Annotated in this window: 16 protein-coding genes and 1 pseudogene; 6 read left to right on the top strand and 11 right to left on the bottom strand. The window is 66.2% G+C overall.

Annotation, left to right across the window (positions count from 1 at the left end):
* Positions 1–26: 26 nt before the first annotated feature.
* A complete protein-coding gene (locus FHS02_RS32160; RefSeq protein ID WP_371861446.1) occupies positions 27–146 on the top strand; it encodes an alpha/beta fold hydrolase in 120 nt (39 codons plus the stop codon).
* A gap of 81 nt (positions 147–227) precedes the next feature.
* On the opposite strand, the gene FHS02_RS28985 is transcribed toward FHS02_RS32160, so the two are convergent.
* The 6 genes from FHS02_RS28985 to FHS02_RS29010 all read right to left on the bottom strand — a co-directional run bounded on the left by FHS02_RS28985 (position 228) and on the right by FHS02_RS29010 (position 4,340).
* Positions 228–962, bottom strand: a complete 735-nt coding sequence (locus FHS02_RS28985) for an MOSC domain-containing protein (RefSeq protein WP_137312139.1) — start codon at positions 960–962, stop codon at positions 228–230.
* A 12-nt stretch (positions 963–974) separates the two neighbouring features.
* A complete protein-coding gene (locus FHS02_RS28990) occupies positions 975–1,718 on the bottom strand; it encodes a glutamine amidotransferase (protein WP_229422466.1) in 744 nt (247 codons plus the stop codon).
* Positions 1,719–1,729: 11 nt separating this feature from the next.
* Entirely contained in the window at positions 1,730–2,284 is a 555-nt protein-coding gene (locus tag FHS02_RS28995; protein ID WP_137312140.1) for a redoxin domain-containing protein, read from the bottom strand.
* A complete protein-coding gene (locus tag FHS02_RS29000) occupies positions 2,281–2,841 on the bottom strand; it encodes a carboxymuconolactone decarboxylase family protein (RefSeq protein WP_137312141.1) in 561 nt (186 codons plus the stop codon). Before FHS02_RS29000 ends, FHS02_RS28995 begins: the two co-directional genes overlap by 4 nt.
* Positions 2,842–3,075: 234 nt before the next feature.
* Positions 3,076–3,639, bottom strand: a complete 564-nt coding sequence (locus tag FHS02_RS29005; protein WP_229422467.1) for a nuclear transport factor 2 family protein — start codon at positions 3,637–3,639, stop codon at positions 3,076–3,078.
* Between the two features lie 179 nt (positions 3,640–3,818).
* On the bottom strand, positions 3,819–4,340 hold the full coding sequence (locus FHS02_RS29010; protein WP_137312142.1) for a ferritin-like domain-containing protein: 522 nt from the start codon (positions 4,338–4,340) through the stop codon (positions 3,819–3,821).
* 249 nt (positions 4,341–4,589) lie between these two features.
* Between FHS02_RS29010 and FHS02_RS29015 the strand changes: the two genes are divergently transcribed.
* Entirely contained in the window at positions 4,590–5,732 is a 1,143-nt protein-coding gene (locus tag FHS02_RS29015; RefSeq protein ID WP_137312143.1) for an acyltransferase family protein, read from the top strand.
* 48 nt (positions 5,733–5,780) lie between these two features.
* Here the strand turns inward: FHS02_RS29015 and FHS02_RS29020 are convergent, their stop codons facing one another.
* The gene (locus FHS02_RS29020) at positions 5,781–6,923 is read right to left on the bottom strand and encodes a branched-chain amino acid ABC transporter substrate-binding protein (protein WP_137312144.1); all 1,143 of its coding nucleotides are present in this window, start codon (positions 6,921–6,923) and stop codon (positions 5,781–5,783) included.
* A 92-nt stretch (positions 6,924–7,015) separates the two neighbouring features.
* Complete coding sequence (locus FHS02_RS29025; protein ID WP_229422468.1) at positions 7,016–8,272, bottom strand: acyltransferase family protein; 1,257 nt, start codon at positions 8,270–8,272, stop codon at positions 7,016–7,018.
* Between the two features lie 305 nt (positions 8,273–8,577).
* On the opposite strand from FHS02_RS29025, the gene FHS02_RS29030 reads away from it, so the two are divergent.
* Positions 8,578–9,069 carry a hypothetical protein gene (locus FHS02_RS29030; protein ID WP_137312145.1) on the top strand — a complete coding sequence of 164 codons (492 nt, stop codon included), beginning with the start codon at positions 8,578–8,580 and terminating at the stop codon, positions 9,067–9,069.
* A gap of 92 nt (positions 9,070–9,161) precedes the next feature.
* On the top strand, positions 9,162–9,608 hold the full coding sequence (locus FHS02_RS29035; RefSeq protein WP_137312146.1) for an FKBP-type peptidyl-prolyl cis-trans isomerase: 447 nt from the start codon (positions 9,162–9,164) through the stop codon (positions 9,606–9,608).
* Between the two features lie 60 nt (positions 9,609–9,668).
* Here FHS02_RS29035 and FHS02_RS29040 read toward each other — a convergent pair whose 3' ends face one another.
* A complete protein-coding gene (locus tag FHS02_RS29040; RefSeq protein WP_137312147.1) occupies positions 9,669–10,562 on the bottom strand; it encodes a LysR family transcriptional regulator in 894 nt (297 codons plus the stop codon).
* A 140-nt stretch (positions 10,563–10,702) separates the two neighbouring features.
* Between FHS02_RS29040 and FHS02_RS29045 the strand changes: the two genes are divergently transcribed.
* Both FHS02_RS29045 and FHS02_RS29050 read left to right on the top strand, forming a co-directional pair.
* A complete protein-coding gene (locus tag FHS02_RS29045) occupies positions 10,703–11,473 on the top strand; it encodes a class II aldolase/adducin family protein (RefSeq protein WP_137312148.1) in 771 nt (256 codons plus the stop codon).
* A 91-nt stretch (positions 11,474–11,564) separates the two neighbouring features.
* Positions 11,565–12,893: an MFS transporter gene (locus tag FHS02_RS29050; RefSeq protein WP_137312149.1), complete on the top strand. Its 1,329-nt coding sequence runs from the start codon at positions 11,565–11,567 to the stop codon at positions 12,891–12,893.
* On the opposite strand, the gene FHS02_RS29055 is transcribed toward FHS02_RS29050, so the two are convergent.
* Both FHS02_RS29055 and sdhB read right to left on the bottom strand, forming a co-directional pair.
* On the bottom strand, positions 12,890–14,527 hold the full coding sequence (locus FHS02_RS29055) for a GGDEF domain-containing protein (RefSeq protein WP_229422469.1): 1,638 nt from the start codon (positions 14,525–14,527) through the stop codon (positions 12,890–12,892). The genes FHS02_RS29050 and FHS02_RS29055 overlap by 4 nt on opposite strands.
* Positions 14,528–14,750: 223 nt before the next feature.
* Positions 14,751–14,892, bottom strand: a pseudogene (gene sdhB / locus FHS02_RS29060) (succinate dehydrogenase iron-sulfur subunit); the annotation flags it as partial.

Here is a 14,892-nt window from a genome sequence, read left to right on the forward strand (position 1 = left end):
GCGTACTTCCGCAAGCACCAGGGCCCATGCTGATCGTGTGGGGCAAGGGCGACAAGATCTTCCCGGCCGAAGGCGCCCATCCGTACAAGCGCGACCTGCCGAAAGCAGAAGCGCACCTGCTCGACACGGGGCATTTCGTGCTGTAGGAAGAGGGCGCCACGATCGCCGCGCTGATGCCCGACTTCCTGGGCTGCACGCTGAAGACGGGCAGGTAGCCCACACGCCCGTCAGTTGCCGATGGGCGCCTCGCGCAGCCGCCGGCTCCAGTCCTCGATACGGCCGGTGTCGAGGCGTTTCGCGAACGCCGCGCGCCAGTTCGGCGACAGCGGCGCCAGCGCGGCGGCCAGCGCCCATTCCCCGCGCAGGTCCTCAATGGCCAGGCCGGTCGGCACGAGCCGCGGGAACAACGCACGCACCAGCCTTTCCAGCGGCCAGGCGGGGCAGGGCCGTTCGGCCAGTTCGAACCGGTTGCCACGCGCGATCACGCCTTCCTCCAGCACCCGGTAGTACCAGCCGGTGCGGCCGGAGCCCTGCATCGCGGCCGCAGCATCGTCCCGGCCGAAGCGGCGGTTCAGTTTCCAGCACGGCTGGCGTCCCTGCGATACCTGCAGCAGAGCGCTGCCGAGCCGGAATACGTCGCCGATGTGGACGTTCGCTTCCGTCATGCCGAACGTCGCCACGTTCTCGCCGAACGCACCCGGCACCAGCGGCACCGGGCTGTCCGGCCAGCGCGCCGCCCACATCGCATAGTGCTCGCCGGCGTAGTGGTGCACGGCTTTTTCCAAGCCGCCGTGATACGCGCGGTCGCCCTGTTCGTCGCCTTCCAGCCCGGTCAGCGACAGCCGCACCGGACCGGGCCGCGCCGACTTGACGATGCCGCTGGCGACATTGGGATGACCGGTCCGCGACAGCGGCCGCGCCGGGCCCGTGAACAGCGCGGCAAGCGGGATGGATGACGGCATGGCCCGCTCCGGTCAGGCCCGGCTCTCACCGGGAAGGCCGGCCAGCCAGCCGTGCAGCAGGGCCTGGCCCGCCTGCTCCAGCGCGCGGCCGTGGCGTGCCGTGTCGCGGCGCAGCGCCGCCAGGTCGACGCCGGCGCGCGCCAGTTCCACCGCGTGCCCGGCCAGCCATTCCTCCAGCGCGTGCTGGGCGAATTCGGCGTGAAATTGCAGGCCCAGTGCATGGCGCCCGGCGCTGAATGCCTGGCACGGCGTGCCAGGCGTGGCGGCCAGCGACGCGATACCTGCCGGCGGCACGATGTTGTCGCCATGCCAGTGCAGCACCGGGATGCCGCGCAGCGCATCGAGCGGGTCGAGCGGGCCGGCGGCCTTTGCCACGTCGAGCGGTGCCCAGCCGATTTCCATGGCGGCAATACCATCGGCAGCGCCGCGCCGTTCGATGCGCCCGCCGAGGGCAACGGCCATCAGCTGGGCGCCCAGGCAGATGCCCAGCGTGGGAAGGCCCAGCGCCAGCCGCTGGCGCAGGCCGTCGATCTCCGCCGCCAGCCACGGGTAAGCGGCAACGTCGCCGGCGCCGAGCGGCCCGCCCAGCACGACGACCAGCGCGGCATCGCGCCATTCGTCGGGCGCCAGCGGCGTCGCGCCGGCGTGGCGGTACTCGACCTGGTAGCCGGCGCGTTCGAGGGGTGCGGCGAAGCTGCCGAGATCCTCGAAGCACACGTGGTACAGGGCGATGCATTTCATGTTCGTCGCTGGCATGTTGTCTCCTTTCAGGTCACGCTGGACAGCGCGATGCGGCAGCCGCCATCGTCGCATTGCGGGACACCTGCGTCCCTGTCTTCATCTTCGTGTACCAGTCCGGCGACCAGGGCGCCGACCTGCATGTCGTCGGCCATGCCGAAGACCTGGTGGCGCAGCATGCCCCGGCGGTCGATCAGCAGCAGCGTCGGCGTGCCGCGCATCCGGTATTTCGCCATCGTGCGCGGTACCGGGCCGCTATCGGACGGCAGGTCGATACCGACCGGAAAATCGATCCGGTATTCGTGGACGAAGGCTTCCAGTGCCTCGCGCCCCATCACCGCGTGATGTTCGAACACCGTATGCAGGCCAAGCACTTCGACGTCGCCGCGGCCGAACGTGGCGGCGATCTTCTTCGCCTGTGGAATGCCATGCGACACGCAGCCGGGGCACAGCATCTGGAACGCGTAGACCGCCACCACCTTGCCGCGCAGGGCGGCAAGGCTGACGGGTCCGCGGGCGTTCAGCCAGGCCGCCACCTCGAATTCGGGCGCCTTGCTGGAATTCGTCGCGGTCCCGGCGTTCATTTGGCGCGCAGCTTCACTTGCGGGAAATCGACCGGCACGGCGAGCGCCACGTTCACGTAGTTCGTGAACAGGTTCAGCGCCACATGGGCGACGATTTCCACGATCTGGCCGTCGTCGAAGCCGGCTTCGCGCAGCGCGTCGACCTCGGCGGCATCGACCTTGGCGCGGTTGCGCACCACCCGCGTCGCGAACTTCAGCGCGGCGGCAGTGCGCGGATCGTCCGACTGGCCGGCCTGGGCGGCCGCCATCTCGTCGCCGCTGGCGCCGGCCTTGCGGCCAAGTGCCGTGTGCGCGGCCAGGCAGTATTCGCAGTCGTTGATGTCGGCGATCGCCACGGCGATCTGCTCGCCCAGCCTGGCGCCCAGCGTGCCGTTGCCGAGGGCGCCGAAACCGGCCCACATGCTGGCCAGTGCGGCAGGGGAGTTGGCGACGGCCCGGAACATGTTCGGCGTGGCGCCGAACGCGCCGTGCACCTGTGCGAGCAGTTGCTGGGAGGCGCCGGTGGCGGTATCGCGGGTCAGCAGGGCAACGCGGGCGGTGGTGGCATTGTGGGACATGATCTTTCCTTTCATGGTGGCCGTTCGGGGAATGAAGGGCTGGCCGGGCCACTTTCATCAGGAGTCCTAAGTATTCAATTCGTGCGAATTTCTGGACGGTCGTGGCTTGAAGTGCTTGCCGCGCCGTCCATGGAAAGCATCGTAGCACGGCCGAACAGTATTAGGTAGGACTCCTGACTAAAATCTTTCTATTGCCGCGTTAGCGAAGCACTATGGGATATTCAGGGAAGCGGCTCAGCGCCGTGCGGGCACGCGCCGCAGCACGTCGTCGTAGGCGGCCAGGTCGAGGAAGGCGGTGGCTTCGATGGCGCGTCCGCCGCGCATCCGGAAGATCCACACATAGCTGTTGCGGTAGGGCTGGCCGTCGGCAGCGGTGGCTTCGCCGTCCCAGCGGACGATCACGTGCTCGCCGTCGGCCCAGACCTGGCGCGCTACGGGCTTGATCGGGCTTGCCAGCCGCGCCACGAACGGCGCGACCGCGCGGTCGATGAAGGCCTGGCGGCCGCGGTAGGTACCGGCCGAGGGGCCGCTGCCGGCGATCGTCCAGGTCACGTCCTCGTGCAGCAGCTCGTTGAAGAAGCCGCTGCCACCTGCGGCCCAGCGCTGGAACGCCGCGTCGACCAGTTGCCGGTTGGTGCCGGTGTCGGCCGGCATGTCGGGCGCCGCGGCGCAGGCACCGGCGGCTGCCAGCAAGGCGATGGCGAAGGCGCGCCGGGCGTGCAGCCACGGGGCCGCGCGCATGGCATCGGTGCGGTGCTGGCTGCGAGGTTGGATGCTGGAAACGGTCAAGATCGGCATGCTGTTGTCCTCCGGTGAAGGTTGCAGGACATCCATCATGCCGCCGGGCGCGTGCCGGCGGATAGGCCGGAAAATAGCGATTGATTGCCCGATTCTCTGCCGGCGCCGCTATCAGTCGAAACTGGCGGCGAATGGCTGCGGCCTCGGGCGGGGCCGCAGCGGGGCCTTGATGACTTTCCTTACACCTTCGCTTCCACCCCAGGCGTGGCCGAACGGATGAGGAAGGCCTGCGTCAGCTGCGGCAGGTGCTCGAGCAGCCATGCCGCCATGGCCTTTTCCTGCACGATGATGCGCTCGCAGGCGGCTTGCGTGGTGGCATCGCCGGCCTGCTGGGCGGCGGCGATCAGCGCAGTGTAGCTGGCGATCTCGAGGTTCTCGAATACGTAGCCGGCCATCGCGCCCTTGACCACTTCGTCGCTGACGGTCATGCCGCCGACGGCCTGGCCGAACGCCGCCAGCTTGCCGCCCAGGTCCTTCAGCACCGAATTGCTGACGCCGCGGCGCGCCATGCATTCGTCGAGCAGCGCCTGCTGCCCGCGGGTTTCCTCGATGTGCTGGACGATGCGCGCCTTCAACTCGGGATAATGTTCGAGGCGGGCGGCCTGGGCGTTCAGCATCTTTTCGGCCTGCTGTTCCATGGCATGCGCGTCGCGCAGCCAGTCGTTCAGGTTGTCGTTCACGTCGTTCACGTCGGTCGTCATGGTTTCCTCCGTTGGCTGTCGGTAGGGGCGATGGAAGGCCATCGCCGCCGGGAAAACGCATGGTAGCCGCGTGATCGGCACCAATCTGTCAGGGCGACCCTTCAACGTCTGTAGGAATGCGCCGAACCTGTTTGGCAAGCCTGCAGCGGATCACTGGCCGGGCAGTGCATTGCCGGCGCCGTCGGCCCGTGTTACGGTCGGGACCGTCACAACCTGAAACCATCTTCCAGCTCGGCCGAAACAGTGAACATGCCCTTCGTCAGCTCCGCTACCTCCGCTCCTTCCGCCTACCCGTCGGCGCCGTCGCGCAACCTGGCCCTCGATGTGCTGCGCGGCCTCACGCTGGCGTTGATGATCGTCGTGAATACGCCCGGCAGCTGGAGTGCCATCTACGCCCCGCTGGCGCACGCGCCCTGGCACGGCTTCACGCCGACCGACCTGGTATTTCCGACCTTCCTGTTCGTGGTCGGTGCCGCGCTGCGGCTGAACATGAAGAAGCTCGCTGCGCTGGACCACGCCTCGTTCCTGCACACCGTGGCGCGGCGCGGCGCGCTGATCTTCCTGTGCGGTTTCCTGCTGTACTGGTTCCCGTTCTTCAGTGCCGATTTCACGCCGATGCCGATCGGTTCCACGCGCATCATGGGCGTACTGCAGCGCATCGGCATCTGCTACCTGTGCGCCGCCGTGATCGTCCGCTATGGCGGCGTTCGCGGCGCGCTCGGCTTCAGCGTCGCGGCTTTGCTCGGTTACTGGTGGCTGCTGTGGCAGTTCGGCGACTACACGCTGGCCGGCAATGCCGTCCGCGCCGTCGACCTGGCGGTGCTGGGCGCGCCGCACATGTATGGCGGCGACGGCATCCCGTTCGATCCGGAAGGCATCCTCAGCACCTTGCCGGCCATCGTCAACGTGCTGGCCGGCTACCTGGCCGTCGCGTGGCTCAACCTGCGCGGCCGCACATTGGCGGCGGTCGGCGGACTCGCCGCGGCCGGCGCCGCATGCCTGCTGCTGGCCTATGGGTGGGACATGCTTCTGCCCATTAACAAGAAGCTGTGGACCAGTTCCTACGTGCTGTGCACCGTCGGCTGGGACCTGCTGGTGCTGGCGGTGCTGGTCTGGGCGGTCGACATCGGCGGTCTGCGCGCCGGACTGCCGTTCTTCGAGGTGTTCGGCAAGAACACGCTGTTCATCTACCTGCTGTCGAGCGTGGCCGTGACCGTGCTGGCGCGGCTGCGCGTGGGCGGCACGTCGCTCCACGAGTGGCTGCACGAAAAGGTCTTCCTGTCCTGGGCGGACCCCCGTCTCGCTTCGCTGTGCTTTGCCGCGGCCTACATGCTGGCCTGCTGGCTGGTGGCGTGGGCGCTGGACCGGCGGCGCATCTACATCAAACTCTAAGACGGAAAATCATGCGGGCGGCGCTGGCGGGGCCGGCCGGCGGCCTGCTCAGCGCCCCCGCACCACCTGCACCTTGACCTTCTTGCCATGGCGGTAGGTGAACAGCGTCATCGCCGCATCGCGCAGGTCGCCCCTGGCATCGAATGCGATCGAGCCGGTGATGCCCTCATGCCGCACTTTCGCCAGCACGGGCAGGAACCTGGCCGGCGCCGTGGTTTGCGCGGCCTGCATCGCCGCCGCGAACACCATCACGGCGTCGTACGCATACGGCGCATAGGTTTCCACCGGCAAATCGAAGCGCTCGCGGTAGCGCTCCGTGAAGGCCGCATTGCTGGCTTCCTGCGGGCCGTCGATACCGCCGGCCACCACGCAGAACACCTTGTCGTCGCCCAGTGCGTCGCCGGCCAGCAAAGGCAGGCGTTCGGAACAGATGCCGTCACCGGAGATCAGCCTGGCGTTGATGCCCAGCGTCTTCATCTGCTTGAGCATCGGCCCGGCCACCGCGTCCATGCCGCCATAGAAAACGATGTCCGGCTTCTTGGCGCGGATCTGCGTCAGGATGGCGCTGAAGTCCACCGCCTTGTCGCTGGTGAACTGCCGGCTGACGATGGCCCCGTTGCCGGCGATGGCGCGGACGCCCTTGGCGAATTCGTCGGCCAGGCCCTGGCCGAAGGCGGTCCGGTCGTCGATGATGGCGATCCTTTGCGCCTTCATCGCCTTGACGGAATAGGTGGCGAGCGTGCGGCCGATCAGCGTGTCGCTGGCCACCACGCGGAACGCGGTCTTGAATCCCTGCCGCGTGTAGACCGGCGTGGTGGCCGCAGGCGAGATCTGCGGGATACCGGCGGCGGCATAGATCTTCGATGCCGGCACCGTGGTGCCCGAGTTCAGGTGGCCGACCACGCCGGCCACGCGCGCATCGACGAGCTTCTGCGCGACGGCGGTGCCGGATTTCGGGTCGGCGGCGTCGTCCTCGGCCAGCAGTTCCCACTGCACTTTCTTGCCGCCGATGGCGATGCCCTTGGCATTCAGGTCGTCGATCGCCATGCGCGCGCCGTTCTCGATGTCCTTGCCCTGGTGCGCGCCGGGGCCGGACAGCGGCGAAGCCGTGCCGATCCTGACGACGGTCTGGGCGGACGCTGCTGCGCAGAAAAGCAGGGCGGTGGCGGCGATGGCGGCGCGGGGCGGCATGATGGCTTTCAAGGTGGAAAGCAGCGATTGTAAAGCCGGGTTAGCGCAGGTGGCGCGCGGCAACGCCGCCGTGCGGTCGCATGACCGTCGCGTTACTTCGCCACGCCGCCGGCCGCCCGGGGCTCGGCGTCGCGTGCGCCACAGGTCGGCGCGACCAGGGCGGGCGCAATGCCGAACAGCGGCCGCAGCACCGCCAGCGGCTTTACCACCTCGAAGATGGCAAAGCTGCCGGCGAAGGTCAGGATGACGATGACGACGGCTTCGGTGAAGGGGGCGATGTGCAACGGTTCCAGCGCGCTCGCCACGACGACGATCAGCGTCTGGTGAACGATGTAGACACAAAAAACCGTGCCGGCGAGGTAGCGCCGCGCCCGGCCATCGACATTCAGATGCCGGTAGCCGAAACCGCACACGGCCAGGATGGCGCACCACTGCTGCGTGCTGCGCACGCACGCCGTGGCCAGCGCGACAGGATCGCCGGGCTGTTCATATCCCGGCACGGCGTACAGGCAGACGAGCAGGGCCCAGCTGGCCAGCGCCAGGCCAAGAGTCATGAAGCGCAGGCGCGACAGTTCGCGCCAGAAGCCGTGCTGCCTGGCGACCAGCGCTCCGGCGAGGAAGAGCGGGAAGTACACGGCGTGGTTGTACCAGTCGCCAAGCAATGCATGCGTGTCGCCGAAGATCGGGCTCAGGGCCGCGCGCGCCGCGGCCAGGAAGATCACCGGCGGCACGACGGCCCGCCAGCCCGTCAGCAGGCCGGCCAGCCATTGTCCAGCGCCGGCAAAGCGCTTGCGGCCAGCCATGGCGACGATCGATGACAGCACGAGTGTATAGACCCACAGGTAAGCAACGAACCACAAGTGGTTCCAGGCAGGCAGCACCAGACAATGCGCCCCGCTGCAGAAATTCATGTCGGCCGACAGGTAGCGCTGCAGGAACTGGGCGTAGCTTCCCTGGTAGTCCATCTTTTGCGCCACCTCGCAGAACGACTGTGGCGGAACGATGACCAGCATGCCGAACACCAGCGGCACCAGCAGGCGCGTGCTGCGCTCGCGCAGGAATCGCCCATCCGGCGCCCTGGCCAGCAGGAGGCCCGACGCGGCGCCGCTGACCAGGAACAGCAGCGACATCCGCCAGGGCGACGTGAGCAGCAGCAGCGGCTCGATCGCCGCGCCCGCATGCGCGCTTTTGACATGCCATTCCCAGGGGCCGTAGTACAGCCCCGTGTGAAAGCAGATCAGCACGCAGAACGCGCCGATGCGGATCCAGTCCAGGAAGTACAGCCGCTGGGTAACCGGGGCGTCTTCCTGTTCCGCCATGCCTCGGCATGCGTGCATCGGTTTGCCCATTGCGCCTCCCATCGTGCAGTGTGCCGGGTGGTCCCAGCTTAGTCGCCGCGCGCACGGGAGCAAGCCGCGTGAAGAACTAGCGACAATTGGTGACGCTTTCGTACAGGCGTGTCGAGATGGCCGGGCCAGCCTGCCCATCCATGCCGGTGCGGTGCGCATCGCAAGGCGACAATTTTCTACAACTGCCAGCCACGATAAGCGGAGAATGCTGCTTGCCACCTGACGCCGCGCGGCACGGCAAGGCTGGGAACCGCCAGCGGCGGGGCAGGACCATGCTGCCGCCATCGACGTTCCTGGAGGCTTTCATGCATCCCCTTTCCTGTGGCATCTCCGCGCGGGCCGGCTGTCTGTCGGCTGTCGCGCTAGCCCTTACTTTGACGCTGACGCTGTCGTTGATGCTGATGCTGATGCTGGCGCCCGGGCTGGCGCTGGCATCGCCGGCGGGCAACGTTCCCCATCTGGCATGCGAGGCCGAATACGGCGGCGCGGCCCGGCGTGTCGAGGTCATGCCGGTCGCCGGGCCCTACCTCGCCACCGCCGTCACGGTCGAGCCGTTCCGCTTCAAGGCGCTGATGGTCGGCGATGCGCGGACCATCCTGTATATCAAGCTCTACACGTACTACGATACGCCGCAGGGCGTGCGCCTGTTGCAGGTGTCGCGCTACGTGAGCCCGGCATTGCCGACGGACCGGCGCTCGCGCGACGTGACCGGCAGGGTGCGCCTGTACGAGCCGATCCTCGGGCGGCAGTTCACGTATATCTGCTGGTTGAGCAACGGGCCGCGGCCCGGCCGATGACATCCTGTGCCGCAGCGCCGGCAGTTGGCACGGCGGCGCCCGCCCTGTATGCTGCGGCGTCGTTACGGATAACCATCAAGAAAGAATTTTTCATGAAACAGCTGCTTTCCTCCTGCGCCCTGGGCCTCGCCCTCACGTTCACACTGGCCGGCTGCGACCGCGCCAAGGAACCGGCCGCGCCCGCCGCCGCGGCCGCCCCTGTGCCGTTCCAGAAGATCGATCACCCGGCCGGTACCGGCAAGGAAGCGGTGGCCGGCACCACGGCCGTCGTCAACTACACGGGCTGGCTGCACGTGCCGGGTGCCCCGGAACAGCGCGGCGAGAAGTTCGATTCATCGGTCGGGCGCGACCCGTTCAGCTTCCAGCTTGGCGCCGGCCAGGTGATCCAGGGTTGGGACGAAGGCGTGCAGGGCATGAAGGTGGGCGGCAAGCGCACGCTGATCGTGCCGGCCAGCATGGGCTACGGCGAAGGCGGCGCGGGACCGATCCCGCCGAACGCCAACCTGATCTTCGAGGTCGAGCTGCTGGACGTGCGGTAGAAGCCGGGGGCCTGACAAGGCCCTTTCACACGGCGTGCGGGAATCCAGCCTGGATCGCCGTCACGCCCTGGCAGGCGTATCGGGAGCACAAATCCCGGTCGCGTGTGCAAGCACCTCATCGACCAGTCGCTCCCTTGGGCCCTTTACCGTCCGGACCAGACCGATACGCCTGGACGGTACGGCACCCGGCAAAGGAATGCGCGTCACCGGTATGTTCGGACCCCAGAGGTGCGACCAGTCCGGCACCAGCGAAATGCCGAGCCCCCGGCTCACCAGGCTGGCGATCGTCATGATCCCGTCAATTTCCAGCCTCATTTTTGGCTGGATGTCACGCTCTCTCAGGTAACGATCCGCCAGCCGGCCGCCCCAGATGCGCCGGTCGTATTTGATGAACGGCCTGGTACGCAGCAGCGTGTGTGCGTCCTCGGTAACCTGGACATCGGGTGGCGCGATCACCACCAGGGGTTCCTCCGTCAATGCATGCCACTGGCAGGACTTCGGCATGACGAAGTGGTGTTCAACCACGATGGCCGCATCCAGCTCACCGGCAATGACCTTGGCCGAGAGATCGGGCGAGTATCCCACATCGACGAATACGGACAGTTCGGGGTGCTCGGCATAGAGCTTTTCGAGCACGGGCGCTGCGATCAGTGTCGCGGCCGAGAAGAATGTACCGATCCTCAACTGACCGACCCCCTGCTGATCGACAGCCGCGGCGCGCAGGTCGTTCACGCTCCTGACGACACTGCGGGACTGATCCAGTATCTGCAAACCTGCCTCGGTCGCTTTCACGGCGCGTCCGGAACGGCTGACCAGGACGGTACCCAGGTCTTCCTCGAGCGTGCGAATTCGTGCCGCCACGGCAGCAGGTGTGAGGTCGAGGCGCCTGGCCGCCTCAGCCATCGAGCCACATTCGACGACGGCGACAAAGCTTTGCAGAAAACGTGTATCCATGGCGTCAGTCTAGCACGTGGGCCTGGGAAGATAATTTCCTTAGTGTTCAAAGACGAGAATAGGCCGTATATCAATCAAAAAAACTGCTTGATAATGCTTATCCGTATTTCGAATATCTCATCTCCCAACAAGGAAAGCCCATGAATAGCCCTGCGCAAAGTGTTCGCGACCTGGTTTCCGAAGCAGAATGGAACGCCCGCGTCGATCTCGCTGCCGCCTATCGCCTGATTGCCCACTTCGGCATGGCGGACCTCATCTACAACCACATTACGGTGCACGTCCCGGGAACCGAAGACGAGTTCCTGATCAATCCGTACGGGCTGATGTATGAAGAGATCACTGCTTCGTGCCTGATCAAGATCAACCTGGCAGGCGATATCCTGTTCAACCCGAATGGCGACGCGTATGGCATCAACCCGGCCGGCTACGTCATTCACAGCGCGATCCATGGCGCACGTGGCGATGTGGGTAGCGTGATCCATACCCATACGCGGGCAGGCATGGCCGTGTCGGCGCTCGAATGCGGCCTGATGCCCATCGCGCAGACCAATATGCGCTTCGGCAAGGTCGCCTATCACGAGTACGAAGGTGTCGCGGTCGATCTGGACGAGCGTGAGAGGCTGATCGCCGACCTGGGCACCTCGAACGTGATGATCCTGCGTAATCACGGCCTGCTGACCTGCGGTCCCACCGTCGCGGAAGCCTTCAATACCATGTACTGGCTGGAGAACGCGTGCAAGGTGCAGCTCGATGCGCTCGCCTGCAATACGGCCCTGCACCTGCCGCCGCAACACGTCATCGCCAAGACGGCCCATTTGTTCGAACCGCATGTACGCCGGCCATACGGCCTGATGGAATGGCCTGCAATGCTGCGTTTGCTCGATCGCCGCGATTCGTCGTACCGCAACTAAGACAGCAGCACCAGAAAAATAGCCGAGGTCCGAAGAAGGATGCGCTGCGCGGGCAGCGAAGTGCATCAGGACCGGTCAACAGGAGACGGACATGGATGATGTCATTGAAAAAAAGGTCATGGGCAAGATTTTCTGGCGGCTTATCCCGCTGCTCATGTTCCTGTATGTATTGGCCTATATCGATCGCATTAACGTAGGCTTCGCGTCGTTAACGATGAACCAGGACCTCGGTCTCAGCGCTTATATCTATGGCTGGGGAGCGGGCATCTTCTTCCTCGGTTACTGCCTGCTCGAAGTGCCGAGCAACCTGATGCTCGCCAAGGTCGGTGCGCGGCGCTGGATCGCCCGCATTCTCTTCACCTGGGGTACGCTTTCCACCTGCATGGCGCTGGTGCAGGGGCCGAACAGCTTCCTGGTCATGCGCTTCCTGCTCGGTGCAGCCGAGGCGGGATTTTTTCCCGGCGTGGTCCTTTACCTGACCTACTGGTTCCCGGCCCGCTACCGCGCACGCATCATCTCTGCATTCATGCTGTCCATTCCCGTATCCATTGCCATCGGCGCACCGCTGTCGACCTGGATCCTGCATCTGGACGGATGGCATGGCCTGCATGGCTGGCAGTGGCTGTTCATCATCGAAGGCCTGCCCGCGGTATTTGCCACCTTCCTGGTGCTTCGCTTCCTGACCGACCGGCCGGCCGTTGCCGGGTGGCTGACGCAGGAAGAGAAAGACTGGCTCGAAGGACAGCTGGCGAACGACAGGGAAATCGCTGGTGCGACGAAGCAGTCCACCTCGCTGCGCTCGGTATTCACGAGCCCGCCGATCCTGGCGCTGGCCTTCGTCTATTTCGGCGCGACCGGCGCAAACATCGGACTGTCATTCTTCCTGCCGCAAATTATCAAGACGCAGGGCTATTCGAACATGGAAGTCGGCTTCCTGACATCCTTGCCTTACATCGTCGGTTGCATCGGCATGCTGGTCATCGGTTACTGGTCCGATCGCACCAAGGAACGCCGTCTGTTCCTCATCGGCACGATGCTGATTGCGGCAACCGGCCTGTATCTCGCCGGTGCCTTCGGCGCCAGCTTCTGGTCGATCGCCGCCCTGGCATTTGCAGCGATCGGCATTCTCGGCTCCAAGGGTCCGTTCTGGCCGTTGCCCTCGGCTTATCTCAGCGGAACCGCGATGGCGGGAGGGATCGCCTTTATCAACACCGTCGGCAATATCGGCGGCTTCGTCGGACCTTACGCGATCGGCTGGATCAAGGATTCCACCGGCAGCTTCGAAGGCGGCCTGTATGCGCTGGCTGGCCTGGCGATGAGCGCCGCGGTCGTCACGATGCTGTTCGTGCGCGGTAAAGGACCGCAGGCCATTGCCATCAAGCCGATTGCCTCAGCTGATGTCGAGGTCGCCAAGTCCTAGGTGCCATGCGCCGCGGCATCGCCGCCGCCACCGCGCACCTGGTTTCGTCCCGCCTGCTTGGCGTCGTACAGGTGCCGGTCCGCCCGTTCGATCAGTTCCACGGCGGTGGCGGTGCCAGTGGCCGTGCCAGTGCCAGTGCCAGTGCCAGTGCCAGTGCCAGTGCCGGGATACAGCGTCGCCACGCCGAGACTTGCCGTGACGACGCGTGCCGGCGAAGGCTGGTGCGGGATGCGCAGCGCCTGGAGGCCGGCACGGATCCGTTCCGCGACGGCGATGGCACCCTCTTCGCCGGTGTTCGGCACGATGATGGCGAATTCCTCGCCCCCATAGCGGGCCGCCAGGTCGCCAGCCCGGCTGACCTGGGCCGACAGGACCGATGCCGCCCGTTGCAGGCAGGTGTCGCCGGCCAGGTGGCCGTAGCGGTCGTTGAACTGCTTGAAGTAGTCGAGGTCCATGATGATCAGGGACAGCGGTGTGCCGCCGCGCTGCGCCCGCTTCAGTTCGGCTTCGAGCACCTCGTCGAAGCGCCGCCGGTTCGCCAGCTGGGTGAGCTTGTCCGTATCGGCCAGCTGGCGCAGGCCGACATTGTGCTTTTCGAGTTCCTCCGAATACATGCGCAGCTTGCGGTCCAGCCGGTCCTGCACGGCGATCCGGCGGATCAGTTTCGTCGCAAAGGCCGCCAGCATGGCACTGATCAGCAGCACCGCCACGCCGACCAGCATGCTCGAGCGCTTCCAGTTGCCCAGCAATTCCTCCTTGGTCTGGCCCACCGCGACCAGGAAGGGAAAATCGTGCAGGCGCCGGTAACTGTACAGCCGTTCCACCTTGTCGACCTTGGCGACGAGGAAGGTGGAGCCGATCGAGCGGCGGCGCAATTCGTTGTAGATGGCGCCGCCCGACAGGTCGGAGCCGATCACTTTCTCGTCGAACGGCCGGCGGTAGACCACCGTGCCGTCCGACAGCATCAGCAGCACGGTGCCGGTGCGGCCGATATTCAGTTCGTCGTAGATGCGCTCGAAGAAGTTCAGCCGCAGCGTGACGAGCGCCACGCCCAGGAAGGTGCCGTCGTCGGCGTAGACGCCGCGCGACACGGGAATGATCCAGATGCCTGTCGAACGGCTCTTGACGGGCGCGGCGACGTGGATGCCGCGGTCGGTGTGCGTGCGGTGGTACTGGAAATAGGCGCGGTCGGCGTTGTTGCCGGGCACGTGCCGCCCCAGCGACGTCGCCACCCACTCGCCATCGGCGCCATACAGGAACAGGCCGTACAGCTCGGGCGTGCCCCTGGCCAGTTCGGCGAGGTGGGATCTCATCCGTTCGCGCGAGCCCGGGCCGGTGCCGTCGTGCTTGGCGCGCTCGGCCATGTCGGTCAGCGCCATGCCGGCCGTTTTCATCGCCGCATCGACCTGGGCGCCGACCAGGCGTGCGACGTTCGAGGTCGCCGCCTCGGTCTGGTGGATCTGCGCCTGCCTGGCGGACCAGATGAACCACGCGGCAAAGCCGGCCAGCGCAAGGCAGGACAATGCCGTGGCCAGGATCACCAGGCGAATGGCAGGGTGGCGCAGCATGCGCGGCGGGCTGGCGGGGTTGTCCAGGTCGAACTGCAATGTGGTGTAATCCGGGTTCGGGTCCAAGCGGGACGTGGGTCAATGTCGGGAGGCTCATTGGACCGCACTCATTGGACCGCACTCATTGGACAGCATTGTGCCACTGCGCGGTCGGGCCTGTCTCAGTGTGCGGAATGCAGCGTGCGGAATGCAGCCTGCGGAATGCAGAGCGCCCGGCAGGCCGGGCGCGGGTACCGGCCGCCAGTGACGGCGGCCGGTGGTATTGCCAGGGAAGGGAAGCGGTCCCGGATCAGATGGCGCGGCGCACCATCAGTTCCTTGATCTTGCCGATCGCCTTGTTCGGGTTCAGGCCCTTCGGACAGACGTCCACGCAGTTCATGATCGAGTGGCAGCGGAACAGGCGGTACGGGTCTTCCAGGTTGTCCAGGCGC

This window comes from Pseudoduganella umbonata, from assembly GCF_014192225.1.
GTDB classification, from domain to species: domain Bacteria; phylum Pseudomonadota; class Gammaproteobacteria; order Burkholderiales; family Burkholderiaceae_D; genus Rugamonas; species Rugamonas umbonata.